Below are 16,261 nucleotides of genomic sequence, written 5' to 3'. Positions count from 1 at the left end.
TGCTCGCTAGAATGCTGGGATGACCGACGTGCAGGCCGAGACGGCCACCCGGAACGACGACGCGCTGTCCGCGGACGAGCTCACCGCGGCAGTCCACGCGATCACCGACCGGGCGCGGGTCGCGTCCCGGACGCTCGGGCGTGCCACCCGGGCCCACAAGGACCGCGTGCTCCTCGCGATCGCCGACGCCCTCGTCGCCCGGCGCGACGTGGTCCTCGCCGCCAACCGGAAGGACGTCGAGCGCGGCCGCGCCTCGGGCACGTCCGAGTACCTGCTCGACCGGCTCGGCCTCGACCCCGCACGCATCGGGAAGCTCGCCGACGCCCTCACCGAGCTGGCAGCGCTCCCCGATCCGATCGGCACGGCGGTGCGGGCCGAGACGCTCCCCAACGGGCTGAGGCTGCGGCAGGTCCGCGTACCCCTCGGTGTGGTCGCCGCGATCTACGAGGCGCGCCCCAATGTCACGGTCGACATCGCGGGTCTCGCCCTCAAGAGCGGCAACGCCGTCATCCTGCGCGGTGGCAGTGCCGCGGCGGCCACCAACGCCGCCCTGGTCGGCATCATCCGCGACACCCTCGAGGACCACGGGCTGCCCGACGACGCCGTCCTCACCATCGACGAGTTCGGCCGGGAAGGCGCCCGGGTCCTCATGGAGGCCCGCGGGCGCATCGACGTCCTCATCCCGCGCGGCGGGCGCGAGCTCATCCAGTCGGTCGTAACCTCCGCGCGCGTACCCGTGATCGAGACGGGGGAGGGGAACGTGCACATCCTCCTGGACGAGAGCGCGGACGAGGACATGGCGGTCGACATCCTGCTCAATGCCAAGACCCAGCGGCCCAGTGTCTGCAACACCGTCGAGACGCTGCTCGTCCACAGCCGGTCGCAGGCGGCGCCCGGCGTGCTCGCAGCCCTCGTGCGCGCCGGGGTGGTCCTCCATGTCGACGACCGCTCGCGGGCGCTGCTGCCCGAGGGGACGGATGCGCTGCCGGCGACCGAGGACGACTGGGGCCGCGAATACATGCAGCTCGATCTCGCCGTGCGCACCGTCGACACCGTGGACGAGGCGCTGCAGCACATCCGCCGGTGGAGCACCGGGCACAGCGAGGCCATCATCACCAACAACCTGGCGTCGTCCGAGGAGTTCGTCGCGGGGGTGGACTCGGCGGCCGTGCTGGTCAATGCGTCCACGCGGTTCGTCGACGGTGGCGAGCTCGGACTCGGTGCCGAGGTGGGGATCTCGACGCAGAAGATGCATGCCCGCGGGCCGATGGGCCTGGCCGAGCTGACGACGACCAAGTGGATCGTGCAGGGGGAGGGGCAGGTCCGCCGCTGACGGCCCGCCGTCGCCGCGGGGGCGCCGTCCCGTTGCGCGTACCATTGGAGAAACGCCCACGCCGGGCCGCTTGGACCGGCAGACCCACCGACAGAGGAACAACGATGCTCTACTCCCTCGGCAGCGCACTGCTGGCGACCGAAGGCATGGAACAGCACACCGAGCTGCCGATGCCCGCTCTCGCCTACGGACTCATCGTCATGGGCATCCTGCTCACCCTGATGCTCGTCACCGTGTCGTTCTCCAACGTCCGGAACCGGCACGAGGCCGTCGAGGAACACCTCGACCCGCACAAGCAGCACGCCAACAACCACGACCACGGCGAAGCGAACCGGCACTAGCGGTCCAGGTGGCAGCCGACAGTATCGCGCGGGACGTCATGGGCGGCCGGCAGCGGCATCGTGACGGATCGCCCTGGCGCCTCGGTGTCATGGGTGGCACGTTCGACCCGATCCACCACGGCCACCTCGTGGCTGCGAGTGAGGTCGCGTCCGTGTTCGATCTGGACGAGGTCGTGTTCGTCCCCACCGGCCAGCCGTGGCAGAAGGCCGACAAGGACGTGACGGCGGGCGAGCACCGTTATCTCATGACCGTCATCGCGACGGCGTCCAATCCCAGCTTCACGGTCAGCCGGGTGGACATCGAGCGCCCGGGGCCGACGTTCACGATCGACACGCTCCGTGACCTGAAGGCGCAGCGGCCCGACGCCCAGCTCTTCTTCATCACCGGCGCCGACGCGATGGCCCAGATCCTCACCTGGAAGAACGCGGAGGAGCTGTGGTCGCTCGCGCACTTCATCGGTGTGACGCGGCCCGGGCACGAACTGAACGGGCGTGGACGCGACGTCAGCCTCCTGGAGGTGCCCGCCATGGCGATCTCCAGCACCGATTGCCGCCGCCGCGTGGGTGAGGGCAAGCCGGTCTGGTACCTGGTACCCGACGGCGTTGTGCAGTACATCGCCAAGCACCGGCTCTACCGGCGCGAGGCGGCGCCCGAGGGCGCACCGCCCCCGGGCGTCGACGGCGAGGAAGTCTTTCCGGCGGAAGGAAAGCACGGGGGCAACCCCAGCTCCGTACAACAACCAACTGGGTGAACACGCGATGAGCAAGGCAGAGGAAGACGCACCAGCCCGCGTGGAGATGCCCACGCGCCGGCAGCTGCGGTTGCAGCAGGTCGAGGGTCGCGCCGTCGCGCCTGTCGCCGCTCCCGGCGAGGATGCCGTGACGGGTAGCGGCTGGACACCCGACACCTCCACCGACACCTCGACGGGTGCGGGCTCGGCTTCCGCCACCGGCGCGGCCACGGCAATCGCCGCGCGGGCGCCGGTTCCGGGCGGGCGCAGGGACCGCCGTCGCCGCCAGGGCGCAGCGGCAGCCGCTGCCCGTGCGGGCGTGCCGGAAGCGCCGGACGGCGTACCCGTCGACGGTCGACGCCTCGAGGACCTGAGCGTCGAGGAAGCCCTTGCCGCGAGGAGCGCGATCGCTGCGGAGGCGGGGGAGCACGTCGCCGTCCTCGAGGCGGCCGGCGACGATCCGTTCGCCGTGGACCCCGAGGTACTTGCGCAGCAGAAGGTCCTCGCCGAGCGTGCCGCGGCCCTGAACTCCCGGGCGCGGCGGGTGCAGGAGGACCTGGGGCGGGACCAGCGGCGGATCGCGGTCCCTGTCGATCCGACCGCGGCACACAACCTGTCGATCATCACGCTGCCCGAGTTCGTCGGCGTAGCCGACGGGACCCCGGCCGTGCTGCGGGCTCCCGCCACGACCTCGGTGCCCGTCGTGCTGCCTCCGGCCACGACACCGGCCGCCGCCGGGAAGGATCCGGTGCACGAGGCGACCGTGCCTCCGCCGGGGCAGCCCCGAAGGGGCGCGACCGAGCCCGTGCGGGCGAGCAATGCCTTCGGGCTGGAACCGCTCGATGCCATGACCGCGGGCCTCGGACGGTTGCGCCGGGTGCGGTACCTGCAGTATTCGCTGGTCGGCGTGGGCGCGGCGGCCCTCGCAACCGGAATAGTATTGACAGTCAGCTCCCTCAATGGGTGAAACCGCTGGCACCACACAAGGAGATCAGTGAGCGCTACCGAAGAGTCCATCAGCATCGCCCGCACCGCGGCCCACGCCGCAGCGGACAAGATCGCGCAGGACATCACAGCCATCGACGTCAGCGACCGCCTCGCCATCACGGACGTGTTCCTCATCGCGTCCGCGCCGAGCGAGCGTCAGGTCAACGCGATCGTCGACGGTATCGAGGAGGAACTCTCCAAGCAGGGCCTCAAGCCGGTACGGCGCGAGGGGCGGAGCGAGGGCCGCTGGGTCCTGCTCGACTACGCGCAGGTCGTCGTCCACGTGCAGCACGAGGAGGACCGCGTGTTCTACGCGCTCGACCGGCTCTGGAAGGACTGCCCGTCCGTCGACCTCCAGCTCGAGGGCGCGCTGCAGAGCTCGCCCCAGGTCGCAGCGTCCGACGACGCCGAGTGACCCGGTACCCCCACGCCGACCCCGCAGCCCGTCGCGTCATCTTCTGGCGCCATGGCCGCACGGAGTGGAACCGGTCCGGCCTGTTCCAGGGCCAGGAGGACATCGACCTGGACGAGACGGGTCGCGAGCAGGCGGCGCGGGCGGCCGAGGTGCTGGTCACACGGCAGCCCGCGATGATCGTCTCGTCGGACCTGCGGCGTGCGGCCGACACGGCCGCCGCCCTCGCCGAGCTCAGCGGCGTCCCCGTGGCCTACGACGAGCGCCTCCGGGAGACGGACGCCGGGCAGTGGCAGGGTCTCTCCTTCGCCGAGATCGATGAGAGATTCGCCGATGACAATGCGGCGTGGCGCGGGGGAGACCCCGACGTGCGCGCCGGTGGTGCCGAGAACCGGCTGGACGTCGGCGACCGCATGCTCGCGGCGGTCACCGATGCCGTCGCCCGCATCGAACCGTCGGAGACCCTCGTCGTGGTGAGTCACGGTGGGGCGATCCGGGCGGCGCTGGCTGCGCTCATGGGCTTGCCGCCGAGGCGCTGGGGTTCCCTCGCGGGCCTGTCGAACTGCCACTGGTCGGAGGTCCACGAGGTGGTCGGCAGGGCGGACGCCCTCTTTTCCTGGCAGCTCACGGAGCACAATGTGGGCCTCGGCTCGCTGCCGGTGGAGCCCCTGGAAGGCTGAGTCGGAGGTGCGCCCCGATTTGGCGAAGCCGCTAGAATTTACTACACTGAACAAGTTGCTTCGGCGGGGTGAACACCTCCAGGAGCGGCGAAGTACGGGGCTATGGCGCAGCTGGTAGCGCACCTGCATGGCATGCAGGGGGTCAGGGGTTCGAATCCCCTTAGCTCCACCATGAACCGCCGGACCACAGGGTGAAAGCCCTGGTCCGGCGGTTTTTTGTCGTCGCGATACGGGTCCTGCCATCGTTATGCCATCGTTTCGAGGACGAGAGGCGAGAGGCCGTGACCCGCCGACGAGGGCGGGCAGAGCCCTCCAAGGCGGGGAGGGCGTTGGAAGCACCCGACCGAGGATATCGCCCACGCCGTCACCGCTGAGAGCGTGATGGGGCACGCTGAGCCGATCCTGGTCACCCACGAGGCCGCGGGCCTGCGCGGCCGGACCGCCTGGTCTCATGGCCGCGCGGCGGGCAGGTGCAACCCACCTCCAATCCGCATCGCCGCGGGAATTCGAACGGCAGCCAGTTCGCCGTCACCTGTGCCGGGCCGTGTGCGGCAGTACCCGTTGCCCGGCACCGCCGCCGGTTCACAGGGGTCTCGTGGGCACCATGACGTACGCCGTCGTGCTCGACGGGGCGATCTCGGTGAGGCCGGCGTCGACGATGACCGAACCCGGGACGGCCTTGGCCATGAAGTCCCCGAAGTCCTCCATATCGAAGAACACGACGGTCCCGGTCCGCCGGGTAGCCCAGGCGCGCTGGGTGTCCTCGTCGAGGGTGAGGAACCAGGCGAACAGCGCATGCGACGCCTGCGCGGCGGCCTTGCCCGTGGTCATCCTCAGCGCCGCGTCGAGCACGATGACCGGTGTCGGCGCCGTGCCATCGGAAGCCCGGCGGGTCCCGGGCACCTGAGGTAGTTGGGTGCCGCCGACCTGCAGGCGGGAGAGGACCTTCGGGTACTGCTCGTAGGGTGCCGGACGGAAGGCCAGTGCACGGGCCCGGCCGACGACCGCTTCGGTGGCCTCGCCGTGGAGCTCGGCGACGACCTTCAAGTACGTCTTCACGTCGGCGCGGCGCACCGACTTCGTGAACCGGCCATCGAGCCAGGCGTCCCAGCTGGTGGTATCACCGCACGCGGTGAAGAGGTCGGATGCGTAGGCGCTCACGCTGGAGATCGCGGCCGCGCAGATGCCGTCGGCTTCAGGAGCAGGGTCGTTCTTGTCGACGAGCAGCACGATGGGCTGCACGAAGGAATCGGTGTCCGGCGTGCCGGAGGCAGAGGCGACGGAGGTGTCAGTCATGGCGGACTCTCAATGAGGCGGATGGAAGCACCAAGTGTGCCGCACTTCCAGCATGGTCGAGCACGATCAGCGCTCCGGCACAGTACTTGGACTTCTCGGTGGTCGCGCCTTCCCCGTCATCGTCGAATTCCACGGTCCATGGCACGGGAACGACCCGCCGTCTTCGAGGACATCGGCGATGTCCTGGGCGCGTTCCGGGCGCAGGAAAGGGGCTTCTCGTTGCGGAACGGGCGGTGGACGCAGGGCTGCTTCAGCGTGGACCCCTGCTCCGAGAGCTCGGCGGGGTGGGGCGGTCGCAGGACGCCATGGGTGCAGTGATCATCAGGGAGCTCATGTGTGTGGTGCCACCAGGGCCGCTCACCACGGGTCGGACGAGCAGATCACTCGTCGGTGTCAGGCCGCCTCGGCGTCGGTTGCTGGTTGACTGAGGGGCATGTCGAGGATGCGTGCCAGGGCACCTTGACGCAGTGCGACCTGGATGGGTAGAGGAGGCATCAGCCGGCCCTGCGCGATGAGATCAAGGGTTCGCTGGGGCCGCTGAATGGGGACCGTCGAGTTGGCGTCGTGGTACTCGCCGGGGCGGGTGATCATGGTGGGAGTTCTCTCATCGCTAGGGCTGGTTGCCTGTGAAGGTAAGTCGTTGCCGCCGGTCTTCAGGCGGGCTCGACGACGTCGATGATCGTCCGGAAGAGGTCGGCGCCGCAGAAGCCGCTGATGAGTCGTTCGATGACGGCTCGCTCGATCTCTTCGAAGACCAGCGTTCGACGATACCGGGCCAGGTAGCTCTCCACGAACTCGCGGTGGTCGTTGACACCTTCGGATGTGGGCCTGTATGAGAAGTCGAGAATCCAACGGTTCTCGACGATGTACGTCCAGCCCGAAGGTCTCCGACACCTCGATCTCGAAGTACCTCCGCGCCGAACCAGAGGAGCCCGGTGAGGCAATACCCACGGAGACTCCCAACTCCCGGATTCACGCCGATCGGGAGTTCTGGGACGTACGGTAAGCCCCGACACCACCTGCAGGGCATGCAGGGGGTCGAATCCCTCAGCTCCACGACGAACCGCCGGACTCCAGGGTGATAACCCTGGTCCGGCGGCTTTCTGTCGTGCTGCGAGGGCGGTCCCGTCGCTCTATCACCCCTTCGATGCCCGCCAGCCCGAGAGCTCGACCCGATGCGCCTTGCTCGAGGGCCCGTGGCATGCCGCAAGCCTTCATCGCACTCTCCCTGGCCGGCCAGCGGACGAACACCAAGCTCTTGAAGGTCGCGGACCACCTCATCAGCAGCGGTGGCCTCCTCGGAGGAGATCAGAGCGTTCCCGATCCGAGTCGCTGACTCCTGCGGGCCCCCTCGACGTCACCCAGGCAGGCGCGAAGAGTTCGGCGTGGCTGGAGTACGGATCCGAATCCGGCGACGCCGGCGTCCTGAGGCACTCCGCGCACGGGCGCCGTCGGACGCTGGGGTGGTCATCTTCGCGCAGCACCGGAGACCGCTCCGGCGTCGAGTCGATGGACTGCTGGACGCCACCCTTCGGGCTCTTGACCCCTCTCCACGACAGGTTCATCCTTGTCCCACGAGGCAGGCAGGACCAGTCAAGCGGTGCCGCAGGGATGCACGTGAGAGGCGCAAACACCCCTGCCCGCCCCGCTCAGCTCCGTCGCCACGGTGAACGGTCCGGGTGAAGGTCACCCAAGAACAGTCACCGGAGTCCGACCCGCAGGAAGCAGTACCCATCACAGGAGGTCACGATGTCAGGTCTGATGCGGAAGAGTCTCGATGCGCCCGAGGAGACGCGTCCCTTCGAAGGCGGCACGGGCCACCTTCAACTCGTCAATCCGGAACAGGGTGCGGTGGGCCGCGCCACGTTCCAGCCCGGCTGGCGGTGGTCGGAGCACGTCAAGCCGATCGCCAAGACCGACAGCTGCCAGGCCGCCCATGTGGGGTACTTCGTGTCGGGTCGGATGAAGGTCGTCATGAACGACGGCGAGGAGATGGAGTACGGGCCCGGTGACTTCGCCACGATGGCCCCGGGGCACGACGCCTGGGTAGTGGGGGACGCACCCTGCGTCTTCATCGACTGGCAGGGATTCGCCGACTACGCGAAACCCTGAACCCGGGACCGGGCACGACAGACCCGCGGGTCACCGACCGCATGAGCCGGCGCCTCTAGATGCGCCGCCTGTAGTGATCGTGGGTCAGCTTCACCTGCTCGATCCAGAACTCATGCTTCCGCACCGCGGATGCACCTGGTTCGAGATGGTCGAGATACTCGGCGAGGGCGTAGAAGCCCTCGCCGGGTCCGTCACCGTGCGAGACCTCCACCACGGACGACAGCATGAAGCGGCTGTGCAGGAGGTCGTCCTTCACGACGTCGGCAAGCAGCGTACCCAGCGCGTTCCGGTCGGCATCCCGCGGGGAGTCGAAGGGTTGCGTGCCTGCGTCCGCACTGAGGTCCCGGTTCAGGTCCGAGTAGGCGATCAGCTCCTGCCGGCGGGCGGTGTGGACCATGATGTTCCGAGCGGCCTCCATCATGCGCGACCAGTCCTCGTCCGTGCGTCCGTGCGGCATCCTGCCCCTTCCATCGGCTCCCGTCAGCCTAGCCGCCCGAGGTCCGCGGCCCGGCGGAGCGACGCCGCAGGCGAGGGTGTTGCACGCTGCCGCGCCGGTGGCCGGCAGGTTCCGAGGTCGACCATGCCCGACGAATGCCCGACGAATGCCCGGCACCGGGATCGGAGGGGCCTGCTGCCGGTCCGTCCGGTCGGTCAGCCCCGGACGGCCGCCAGCGCATCGCGTACCGCGTCGACAGCGACGGACGTGTCGGCGTCGTCGGTACTCCAGTTGCTCACCGAGATCCGCAGGATGTCGCGGTCCTGCCAGCGTGAGCCGGACATCCAGACGCGGCCGTCGGCGATGATGCGGGCGGTCACCGCACGCGTCGTCGCGTCGTCGCCGAAGGTCAGCGAGACCTGGGTGTAGGAGACGTCGTTGAGCACCTCGACGCCGTCCAGTTCGGCCAGCTGTTCCGCGAGGCGTCGGGCCTGCAACACGAGCCCCCGGACCTGATCGGCGACGCCGTCCCGACCCAGTGACTTGAGTGCCGCCCACACCGGTACCCCGCGGGCGCGCCGGGACAACTCGGGAACGGTCTCGAAGGGGTCGGCCGGGCCGTCCGCCTCCTGGATCAGGTAACTGGTGTGCACACCCATGGCAGCACGCAGGGCCACGGCGTCGCGGACCACCACGATCCCGCAGTCGTACGGCACGTTCAACGTCTTGTGCGCGTCGGTGCCCCAGGAATCGGCGCCGTCCATCCCCGAGGTCAGGGCTGCAAGCTCCGGCACGGCGGCGGCCCACAGCCCGAACGCGCCGTCCACATGGACCCAGGCGCCGTGCGCCTTGGCGACGGCGATCGCCTCCCGGAACGGATCGAAGGCGCCGGAGTGCAGGTTCCCGGCCTGCAGGCAGACCAGCAACGGGGAACGGCCCGCTGCGCCGGGCTCTTCCCGCCGGGCATCCGTCAGGGCGAGGTCCAGTCCACCGGGGTCGATACGGCCCTGCCGGTCGACAGGCACCACCGTCGGCCGGCCCAGCCCCAGGTATCGAAGGCCCAGGTCGATCGTGTCGTGCCGCTCCTCACCCACGAAGCAGCGGATCCGGGGTCCTCCGGCGAGGCCCTCCGCGTCGAGATCCCAGCCGGCGTCGGCCATCAGACGCCACCGAGCCGCCGCCAGCCCCGTGAAGTTGGCCATGGTGGCACCCGTGGTGAAGCCGACCCCTGCCTCGGCTGGAAGGCCCAGGAGTTCGAGTAGCCACCGGCCGGCGGCCTCCTCGATGGCCGCCGTCGCAGGAGTGGCGAACCGGAGCCCGGTGTTCTGGTCCCAGGCGCTGACCAGCCAGTCCGCCGCCAGGGCAGCAGGCAACGTGCCGCCGATGACCCAGCCGAAGAACCGCCCGGACGGCATCGCCATGAGACCGGGTTCGGCCTGTTCTGCCAGAAACGTCACGACCTCCGCCGCCGGCGTCCCGCCCCGCGGAAGGGGACCACCGAAAGCCGGGGCGAGCTCGGCCGCGGTCAGCCTCGGGCCGACACGCCGCTCTTCCTGGCTTTCCAGCCACTGGCGTGCGTAACGGAATGCCGCGGTCAGGGCGTCGCTGTAGCTCTCCTCGGATGCTGACATGGCTGCTCGTCAGGCCCGCGTCACGACGCGTGCTCCTCCTCCGAGTGATCGAGCAGGTCGCAGACGTCCGTCACGTACTGGGTGGTGTTCTTGACGACTTCGACGGAGACGGGCTCCAGGACCTCGGAATCCTCCGAGAATTCGACGTCGATCGTCAGGCGGCCCTCCTCGAAGTAGAAGAATTCCGGCAACCCCGCGTCGGCCAGCGCGCCGGCTTCGACGGAGCTCAACGGCCAGATGATGGATGACGCCCCGAGCGAGACGGAGACGTTCCTCTGGTCCGCCGAGATGCGCTCCGAACCTCGACCCGAGATGTCGAGCTCATCGACGAAAATCTCGCCGGACTCGCGGTAGAGGTCGACCGTGGCGTCCCCGCGGTACCGGATGACGGTGCTGCCGTCCCGCTTCACGTTCACCTTCCATTCGACCTCCCGGACGTCTCCGGAGTCCAGCGTGATGGTCTCGCCGCAAGCATCGATCCTCACCTCGTCGTAATAGTCTGCCGGAACGGGCACGTACTCACCGCCCGTGTCCTCCGGCGGCGGCGAGAGTGGTTCCTCGGCGGTATCGGCTCCGGCGGGTGCGACCCCGGCGGCGAAGGTGAGGGCGAGCAGCAGGGGAAGACAGCGGAATTTTCTGAGGTCTTTCACGGTGACTCCTTGGCATCGCAGGATCACGCGTCCGGTGTCCTGCCTGATGAATGAGATTCATTGCCTGCTAGGCGACGAGACCGGTGATGGTTCCTCGAGGGCGTCAGGGGACGCCGACACCGGCATGCTATTCCCGCTCGCGGGTGCCGTCAACGGTCTTGAGACGTCCACGAGGCCGGCGAACGCGGCGCATCGACGTCAGGTCGGAGTAGGGTCGGCGCAGGGAAAGGGTGGAGGGCATCGGTGGCCTGGTCTTCCGCGCACGGGATCCCGGATCCCGTGCGGGCTGGTACAGCGAAGACCTCGGCATCGATCGACCGCCGGAGACCTACGGGTCGTCCTCGGGGAGGCAGGCAACCGGCCGGAGCCGATGCCCAGGGGAAGCCCCGTCGGCCTCCGCCGCGGGTCGAGGCGAGGACCCCGCTGTGGAGATCCACGAGCAGGACGCAGGAATCCGAGCCCGGTTCCGGGACGGACGGACGGACGGACGGATCGGAGCCACGCCATGAGGTACACCCTCGAAGTCGTCTCGGTGCCTGTCAGCGATGTACAGCGCGCCAGAACCTTCTATGCCGACCAGGTCGGCTTCATCGTCGACTTCGACCTCGACGGCACGCTCGTCCAGCTCACGCCGCCCGGATCGGGCTGCTCCATCCAGATCGGACAGGATCGCACCGGCATGAGACCCGGATCCCTCGAGGGCCTGCAACTGGTGGTCGCCGACCTCGATACGGCCCATCGTGAGCTCACCGCACGCGGGGTGCCGGTGTCCGAGATCGAGGTGTACGCGCCGGACGGGCTCAGGCCCCGGTTGCCCGACGACGACCTGAACAATGTCGGTTTCTGCTCCTTCGCCGATCCCGACGGCAACCGCTGGATCATCCAGCAGATCACCGACCGCAGACCCTGAGGCAGGCCGGGCACCCGTCATGGCGGCCCTGGCCCGCGACGGCCGGTCGGCGCCTTCACCCGGATCCGGTGGTCGGGAGTGGGACTAGGTGTTGCTCGATCTCGGGGCACCCATGCCGGGGTCGATCCTGTGCGGGCCGGCCGCCGAGGGACGGACGTCGAAGTCGAAGATCGCCGTGGGGATGTAGACCGTCGAGCAGGAGTTCGGTATGTCCACCACGCCCGAGAGCCTGCCTTCGATCGGCGCCGAGCCCAGCAGCAGGTAGGCCTGCTCCGGGCTGTAGCCGAACTTGGTCAGATAGTCGATGGCATGCAGACACGCGCGCTGGTAGGACAGGTGCGAGTCGAGATAGCGCTGCTCGCCGTCGAGGGTCACCGACGTGCCGGAGAAGGCGATCCACTCGCTGTACCGGGGGTCCACGATGCCGGGCATGAAGATGGCGTTCTCGCTCACCCCGTAGGTCTCCATCCCTCCCCTGATGACGTCGACCCGGAGGTCGATGAAGCCGCCCATCTCGATGGCGCCGCAGAACGTGATCTCGCCGTCGCCCTGGGAGAAATGAAGATCACCGAGGGACAGGTTGGCGCCGTCCACGAACACCGGGTAGAAGATCCGGGAGCCCTTCGAGAGGTTCTTGATGTCCTGGTTGCCGCCGTTCTCCCGGGGCGGTGCCGTCCGCGCCGCCTCCGCGGCCACACGGTCGAAGTCCGCCGCCGGGAGGCTTCCGAGAACGGCATGCCCTGCCTCCGGTGGCAGGGCCAGTGGCGGTACCCGGTGCGGATCCGTGGCGATGAGGTCTCCCTCACGCCGGTTCCACTTCGCCAGTAACCCGGCGGAGGGGGCCGTGCCCATCAGGCCCGGGTGGATGAGCCCCACATAGGACACCTCCGGCACGTGGCGGGATGTCGCCACCTGACCGCTGAAGTCCCAGACGGCTTTGTAGGCGTCGGGGAACTGGTCGGTGAGGAAGCCTCCGCCGTTGTTGCGCGAGAAGATGCCGGTGTAGCCCCATCCCTGCCCTGCCAGGGGGCCTGAATCCTCCTGCGGGATCGGACCGACATCGAGGATGTCGACGACGAGGAGGTCTCCCGGTCTGGCCCCTTCGACGGCGAAGGGGCCAGAGAGTTTGTGGACGGTGAGCAGGGGTGCATCGAGGATGTCGTCGGCGGAGTCGTCATTGACGATCGCACCGTCGAACCATTCACGGCAGTGGACCCTGAAGGAATCGCCGGGTTTCACCGTGGCGACCGGGGGGATCTCCGGGTGCCACCGGTTGTGTCCGATCTTCTCCTGGTCCTCGAACTTCTTCGTCGAGTCGAGCGGAAAGATGACGTCGGGCATTTCGTCTCCTTTGATGGACGCCGCGTACCAGGATCAGGGCCGCGGCAATTTCCTGGACAGCGGATTCACCGAAAAGGCGGGTGTGCTGCGGGCGCCCGAGGGAGGAATTCCTCCCGTGATCACGTCGGGTTCGGTCGCGCTGCGCGCGGCCGCATCGATCAGCCTGGACGAAGGGGTGTTCGTCCTCGACAGGTGGGGGGCGCTGATGCGCCGCCGGGCCGGTTGTCCACAGGTCGGACAGGCCTCCACGTCGGGGGCGGCCCCGAGCGGGCGGATGACCTCGTAGACGGCACACCGGGGGCAGCGGTACTCATAGATCGGCATGCAGCGGACCGTCCTTCCCCGGGTCCCTACTCATGCGGGCACGATCGGACCGCGCTCGTCGGTTCACGCTGATGAAGGGCGGACCAACACCGGTCATGGCGTTCCCTCGCGAGACGAAGAGTGGGACCGTGGGACGGGTGGTTCGTCACCGCCCGTCGACGACGCTGTCATGGAGACAATCGTCATGAAGCGGACCGCTATCGGGAAAACCGGTGCAGGAATAGCGGACGGCAGCAGAGTAATTCAGTGGTGACGGCGACATTAGTCCGGCCGATATTCGCTGTCAACGCTCCGTGGGACGACGAGGCCATGGCCGGGAGAGCTCCAGCAGGCCTGCAGCACTTACGCCGGCCGGATCATTCCCCGTGGAAATCCCCGTCCCGACCAGGTGCGGCAGGAAGGCGGATATCGGTGGACACCCTGCAGGTGCAGGGCCGGCGGGTCGGGGCCGTTGCCGGGGGTCAGTGGCGTTCGCGCCGGCCCCGTTGGAGCGTATCGGCACGATGTCCCGAGACCCGCCCTTCCATGATCCCCAGGTGGTCGAGGGATCCCTCCGATGCGTCACGCCGGGGGAAACCCGCTACTTTCACGAGCCCTGTCAGGCATCCGAGGATGACGACCGACAGGAGAGCCAGCAGAGGGATGTTCGGTCCCTGCCGGGAATCGGCCCGGTCGATCGCACCAGCCGCAGGGTCGGGTGTCGCGGAGGACGACGCGGACGCGCGGGGCATCGCCGACGGGGACGGCTCGGCGCTCGGGGTCGCCTTCGGGGTCGCCTTCCTCGGCGGGACCACCTCCGTGGCCTCCTCCGTCGGCGCTTCGTCGACGATGTCGGGCACGATCACCGGCGCCTCCGGTGGGAGGATGGACGGCCCGACCTGCGGGAACTGCTCCACCGGCAGGACCGGCAGGACCGGCAGGACCGGGAGCGGCACGGGAAGGGGAGCCTCCGGCGTCGGAGGGGTTTCCGGGACGGGTGCGGGAGGTTCGGGTGTCGGCGCCGGCGTCGGCGCGGGGGGTGGGGGCTCGGGAGTGGGCACCGTGGGAACGGGATCCGGGGTGGGGTCTGGCGTCGGAGTCACAGGGGGGTCCGTCGGAGGTCCAGGTGTCGGCTCCGGGATGACGGGGATCGATGGCGTGGGGTCGGGCGCGAGCGGGAGGGGCGTCCTCACCACGGCCCCCGAGCCCTCCGGCACGCAGTCGACGGCGCCGCTGGGGAGCGTCGTGCACACCTCGGCCGCGGACGCCGCCGGCACACCGATCGTCAGGCCGCCCAGCGTGACGAGGACGGCGAAGCACAGCGTCCGCTTCAAGGGCTTGCTCATGATTCCCCCAGTCTGTGGACCCAGCGCCCACGACGGACAGCTTATCCTTCTGCCGCCCTCACCGCTCGTCCGGGAGGCCGCCCGCCCAGGTGGCTGTCGGCGCACCTTCGAGCGGGTGGCATGCCAGTTTCCCCGCGACGCCACCCTGCACGAGCCGCTGCGCTGCCGTCGTCGGCTTGCGCAGGCCCTGCTCCGTCACGCTCGCCGTGAACTCCTGCCCGAGCGTGAGGCGGGGGTACGCGGCCAGGACCTCACGGACGAAGTCCCCCGGAAGGGCATCGGGTCGTGAGCCACTGATGTCCAGGCCCGTCGCGGTCTCCAGGAGGTACCCCTCCACGTCCATCGCGGGATCCACCGACGGCCAGTTGTGCCGCACGATCACCTCGAGTGCGCGACGGCGTCGGTCGGGGGCCCAGCCGGCGCCCGCGGTGAGGGCGACCGCGACGTGCCCGCCGGCTTCCTCGTACGGGAGGGCGACGTTGTCGAAGGCGGGCACCAGCCCGATGTCGTGCAGCACGGCGGAGGTGTACAGCAGTTCATGGTCGACACCCTGCCGGTCCTCCACGAGCGCGAACGCCTCGGCCCACAGCCAGGACCGGACCACGTGGTTCAGTACCGCGGGCGAGTGGTGGGCGGCTGCCAGCTCGAAGGCGGCCCGTGCCGCCTGCGTACGGGGTGCGGTGAAGTCGTGCAGCTGCATGGCGACATCATCGCAGATGCGGCGCGGCGCTCAGCGGGAGGTGCTCCGGCGTCGGCCACACGGTGTGGCTACTGCAGCAACCACAGCACGGCCTCGTCGCGGTCGGTGAAGAACCGGGTCTCCGAGGACGATCTGACGGCGAACGCCGTCAGCACGAGGTCCACGGGGTCCGAGCCCACGATCGCGATCCTCGCCGGATGCGTGTAGGCGAGGATCGCCGACCGCGCATCCCAGGTGACCTCCTCGAGAGCGGACACCTCCACCAGCAGGGGGAGGGCCGATCCTCCGGAGGCGACCATCGCGGAGCCGACCCGGCTGATATCCGCCCGGTCGATCACGAGGCGCGGACTCCACCGGAGTCGGAGCACGAACGGCAGGACCGTGACCGAGAATCTGGCGGCGTCCTCGGCGGGTGCCTGCGCGCGACGGTCGTGCACCACGTTCGTATCCATCCCCGTCCAGCGCCTTCCATGCCTTCCCCACGGCACGTCGTAGTACGGTCGGGACATCGATCGGGCCGCCACCGGCGGCAGGCCGCGCAGGAGGCAGCGGCCGAGCGATATTCGAAGCTCCCGCCTGACCGGATGGGTCGGCTACGGAAGCGTCAGAGCGCCCAGGCCGGCTGGCCGTCCCACAGGCCGCGGCCCGGCAGGCTGTCGATGAGCGTGCGGACGCCCGGAGCGAGCGCGGGGAGACCGTCCACGACGGCGATCAGGGGTGCGTAGTGCCGCAGGGCGGCCATCTCGTTGGCGAAGTGCAGGGCCCGCGCGTGGTCGACGGTGAGGCCCATGCCTCCGGCCGCGACCGCTTCGAGGGCGGACTGCGCGCCGCCGAAGAGCACTGCGTGCGCGAGGTCGGCAGCGGCGGTGCCCGGATCGTCCAAGGCGGCCCTGTCCCACTCGCGCAGGATCGCGTCCTCCTTGAAACGGACGCCGATCAGTTCTTCCTCGTATGCCATGGGTCCCCCGATGATCGTTCGCCGACTGGAGGCTCCAGAGTCGCAGCCGTCGGTTCCCCGCTACAAGACACCGTGATCCCGTGACGCAAGTTGT

21 protein-coding genes and 1 tRNA gene are annotated in these 16,261 nt (G+C 69.2%); 10 read left to right on the top strand and 12 right to left on the bottom strand.

The window, feature by feature from the left end; genetic code table 11:
* Window positions 1–19 precede the first annotated feature (19 nt).
* The 7 genes from ACX80K_RS03940 to ACX80K_RS03910 all read left to right on the top strand — a co-directional run bounded on the left by ACX80K_RS03940 (window position 20) and on the right by ACX80K_RS03910 (window position 4,656).
* Window positions 20–1,333, top strand: a complete 1,314-nt coding sequence (locus tag ACX80K_RS03940; protein WP_459270542.1) for a glutamate-5-semialdehyde dehydrogenase — start codon at window positions 20–22, stop codon at window positions 1,331–1,333.
* Between the two features lie 104 nt (window positions 1,334–1,437).
* Window positions 1,438–1,674, top strand: a complete 237-nt coding sequence (locus ACX80K_RS03935; protein WP_104179463.1) for a hypothetical protein — start codon at window positions 1,438–1,440, stop codon at window positions 1,672–1,674.
* An 89-nt stretch (window positions 1,675–1,763) separates the two neighbouring features.
* Window positions 1,764–2,426, top strand: coding sequence for a nicotinate-nucleotide adenylyltransferase (gene nadD / locus ACX80K_RS03930; RefSeq protein WP_459270683.1), 663 nt, complete (start codon window positions 1,764–1,766; stop codon window positions 2,424–2,426).
* A 7-nt stretch (window positions 2,427–2,433) separates the two neighbouring features.
* Window positions 2,434–3,372, top strand: a complete 939-nt coding sequence (locus tag ACX80K_RS03925) for a hypothetical protein (RefSeq protein ID WP_459270541.1) — start codon at window positions 2,434–2,436, stop codon at window positions 3,370–3,372.
* 27 nt (window positions 3,373–3,399) lie between these two features.
* On the top strand, window positions 3,400–3,807 hold the full coding sequence (rsfS, locus tag ACX80K_RS03920) for a ribosome silencing factor (RefSeq protein ID WP_104049834.1): 408 nt from the start codon (window positions 3,400–3,402) through the stop codon (window positions 3,805–3,807).
* Complete coding sequence (locus tag ACX80K_RS03915) at window positions 3,804–4,484, top strand: histidine phosphatase family protein (RefSeq protein WP_459270540.1); 681 nt, start codon at window positions 3,804–3,806, stop codon at window positions 4,482–4,484. Before rsfS ends, ACX80K_RS03915 begins: the two co-directional genes overlap by 4 nt.
* A 96-nt stretch (window positions 4,485–4,580) precedes the next feature.
* Window positions 4,581–4,656: transfer RNA gene (locus tag ACX80K_RS03910), tRNA-Ala, on the top strand.
* Window positions 4,657–5,066: 410 nt separating this feature from the next.
* On the opposite strand, the gene ACX80K_RS03905 is transcribed toward ACX80K_RS03910, so the two are convergent.
* Window positions 5,067–5,780, bottom strand: coding sequence for a peptidyl-tRNA hydrolase (locus ACX80K_RS03905; protein WP_459270539.1), 714 nt, complete (start codon window positions 5,778–5,780; stop codon window positions 5,067–5,069).
* 138 nt (window positions 5,781–5,918) lie between these two features.
* Between ACX80K_RS03905 and ACX80K_RS03900 the strand changes: the two genes are divergently transcribed.
* Complete coding sequence (locus tag ACX80K_RS03900) at window positions 5,919–6,098, top strand: hypothetical protein (RefSeq protein ID WP_459270538.1); 180 nt, start codon at window positions 5,919–5,921, stop codon at window positions 6,096–6,098.
* Window positions 6,099–6,173: 75 nt separating this feature from the next.
* On the opposite strand, the gene ACX80K_RS03895 is transcribed toward ACX80K_RS03900, so the two are convergent.
* Window positions 6,174–6,371 (bottom strand): hypothetical protein, encoded by a 198-nt coding sequence (locus ACX80K_RS03895; RefSeq protein WP_459270537.1) that lies wholly within the window; start codon window positions 6,369–6,371, stop codon window positions 6,174–6,176.
* A gap of 62 nt (window positions 6,372–6,433) precedes the next feature.
* Complete coding sequence (locus tag ACX80K_RS03890) at window positions 6,434–6,571, bottom strand: hypothetical protein (protein ID WP_459270536.1); 138 nt, start codon at window positions 6,569–6,571, stop codon at window positions 6,434–6,436.
* Window positions 6,572–7,529: 958 nt separating this feature from the next.
* On the opposite strand from ACX80K_RS03890, the gene ACX80K_RS03885 reads away from it, so the two are divergent.
* Window positions 7,530–7,892 (top strand): cupin domain-containing protein, encoded by a 363-nt coding sequence (locus ACX80K_RS03885; protein ID WP_459270535.1) that lies wholly within the window; start codon window positions 7,530–7,532, stop codon window positions 7,890–7,892.
* Between the two features lie 55 nt (window positions 7,893–7,947).
* Here ACX80K_RS03885 and ACX80K_RS03880 read toward each other — a convergent pair whose 3' ends face one another.
* The 3 genes from ACX80K_RS03880 to ACX80K_RS03870 form a co-directional block, all read right to left on the bottom strand.
* A complete protein-coding gene (locus ACX80K_RS03880) occupies window positions 7,948–8,349 on the bottom strand; it encodes a hypothetical protein (RefSeq protein WP_459270534.1) in 402 nt (133 codons plus the stop codon).
* Window positions 8,350–8,543: 194 nt separating this feature from the next.
* Window positions 8,544–9,959 (bottom strand): pyridoxal phosphate-dependent decarboxylase family protein, encoded by a 1,416-nt coding sequence (locus ACX80K_RS03875; protein WP_459270533.1) that lies wholly within the window; start codon window positions 9,957–9,959, stop codon window positions 8,544–8,546.
* Between the two features lie 20 nt (window positions 9,960–9,979).
* Window positions 9,980–10,609 (bottom strand): hypothetical protein, encoded by a 630-nt coding sequence (locus tag ACX80K_RS03870; protein WP_459270532.1) that lies wholly within the window; start codon window positions 10,607–10,609, stop codon window positions 9,980–9,982.
* Window positions 10,610–11,114: 505 nt separating this feature from the next.
* Between ACX80K_RS03870 and ACX80K_RS03865 the strand changes: the two genes are divergently transcribed.
* Window positions 11,115–11,519: a VOC family protein gene (locus tag ACX80K_RS03865; protein WP_459270531.1), complete on the top strand. Its 405-nt coding sequence runs from the start codon at window positions 11,115–11,117 to the stop codon at window positions 11,517–11,519.
* 84 nt (window positions 11,520–11,603) lie between these two features.
* Here the strand turns inward: ACX80K_RS03865 and fmdA are convergent, their stop codons facing one another.
* From fmdA to ACX80K_RS03835, 6 genes are all read right to left on the bottom strand, one after another.
* Window positions 11,604–12,860 (bottom strand): formamidase, encoded by a 1,257-nt coding sequence (gene fmdA / locus ACX80K_RS03860; protein WP_459270530.1) that lies wholly within the window; start codon window positions 12,858–12,860, stop codon window positions 11,604–11,606.
* Between the two features lie 33 nt (window positions 12,861–12,893).
* The gene (locus ACX80K_RS03855) at window positions 12,894–13,184 is read right to left on the bottom strand and encodes an FmdB family zinc ribbon protein (RefSeq protein ID WP_459270529.1); all 291 of its coding nucleotides are present in this window, start codon (window positions 13,182–13,184) and stop codon (window positions 12,894–12,896) included.
* 461 nt (window positions 13,185–13,645) lie between these two features.
* Window positions 13,646–14,509: a hypothetical protein gene (locus ACX80K_RS03850; protein ID WP_459270528.1), complete on the bottom strand. Its 864-nt coding sequence runs from the start codon at window positions 14,507–14,509 to the stop codon at window positions 13,646–13,648.
* 58 nt (window positions 14,510–14,567) lie between these two features.
* On the bottom strand, window positions 14,568–15,209 hold the full coding sequence (locus ACX80K_RS03845) for an HD domain-containing protein (protein ID WP_459270527.1): 642 nt from the start codon (window positions 15,207–15,209) through the stop codon (window positions 14,568–14,570).
* 68 nt (window positions 15,210–15,277) lie between these two features.
* Complete coding sequence (locus ACX80K_RS03840) at window positions 15,278–15,661, bottom strand: hypothetical protein (protein ID WP_459270526.1); 384 nt, start codon at window positions 15,659–15,661, stop codon at window positions 15,278–15,280.
* Window positions 15,662–15,813: 152 nt separating this feature from the next.
* A complete protein-coding gene (locus tag ACX80K_RS03835; RefSeq protein ID WP_459270525.1) occupies window positions 15,814–16,167 on the bottom strand; it encodes a hypothetical protein in 354 nt (117 codons plus the stop codon).
* Window positions 16,168–16,261: the final 94 nt, after the last annotated feature.

It is taken from the genome of Arthrobacter sorbitolis, from assembly GCF_054510995.1.
The sequence above is the reverse complement of the archived record's forward strand: the minus strand, read 5'-3'. Positions and strand labels throughout refer to the sequence as shown.

Coding starts and splice junctions, on each gene's coding strand:
- ACX80K_RS03880 (WP_459270534.1), bottom strand. CDS start 8,349: ATGCCGCACGGACGCACGGACGAGGACTGGTCGCGCATGATGGAGGCC.
- nadD (WP_459270683.1), top strand. CDS start 1,764: ATGGGTGGCACGTTCGACCCGATCCACCACGGCCACCTCGTGGCTGCG.
- fmdA (WP_459270530.1), bottom strand. CDS start 12,860: ATGCCCGACGTCATCTTTCCGCTCGACTCGACGAAGAAGTTCGAGGAC.
- ACX80K_RS03835 (WP_459270525.1), bottom strand. CDS start 16,167: ATGGCATACGAGGAAGAACTGATCGGCGTCCGTTTCAAGGAGGACGCG.
- ACX80K_RS03855 (WP_459270529.1), bottom strand. CDS start 13,184: ATGCCGATCTATGAGTACCGCTGCCCCCGGTGTGCCGTCTACGAGGTC.
- ACX80K_RS03895 (WP_459270537.1), bottom strand. CDS start 6,371: ATGATCACCCGCCCCGGCGAGTACCACGACGCCAACTCGACGGTCCCC.
- ACX80K_RS03900 (WP_459270538.1), top strand. CDS start 5,919: ATGGCACGGGAACGACCCGCCGTCTTCGAGGACATCGGCGATGTCCTG.
- ACX80K_RS03885 (WP_459270535.1), top strand. CDS start 7,530: ATGTCAGGTCTGATGCGGAAGAGTCTCGATGCGCCCGAGGAGACGCGT.
- ACX80K_RS03925 (WP_459270541.1), top strand. CDS start 2,434: ATGAGCAAGGCAGAGGAAGACGCACCAGCCCGCGTGGAGATGCCCACG.
- ACX80K_RS03875 (WP_459270533.1), bottom strand. CDS start 9,959: ATGTCAGCATCCGAGGAGAGCTACAGCGACGCCCTGACCGCGGCATTC.
- ACX80K_RS03845 (WP_459270527.1), bottom strand. CDS start 15,209: ATGCAGCTGCACGACTTCACCGCACCCCGTACGCAGGCGGCACGGGCC.
- ACX80K_RS03940 (WP_459270542.1), top strand. CDS start 20: ATGACCGACGTGCAGGCCGAGACGGCCACCCGGAACGACGACGCGCTG.
- ACX80K_RS03850 (WP_459270528.1), bottom strand. CDS start 14,509: ATGAGCAAGCCCTTGAAGCGGACGCTGTGCTTCGCCGTCCTCGTCACG.
- ACX80K_RS03865 (WP_459270531.1), top strand. CDS start 11,115: ATGAGGTACACCCTCGAAGTCGTCTCGGTGCCTGTCAGCGATGTACAG.
- ACX80K_RS03935 (WP_104179463.1), top strand. CDS start 1,438: ATGCTCTACTCCCTCGGCAGCGCACTGCTGGCGACCGAAGGCATGGAA.
- ACX80K_RS03905 (WP_459270539.1), bottom strand. CDS start 5,780: ATGACTGACACCTCCGTCGCCTCTGCCTCCGGCACGCCGGACACCGAT.
- ACX80K_RS03840 (WP_459270526.1), bottom strand. CDS start 15,661: ATGGATACGAACGTGGTGCACGACCGTCGCGCGCAGGCACCCGCCGAG.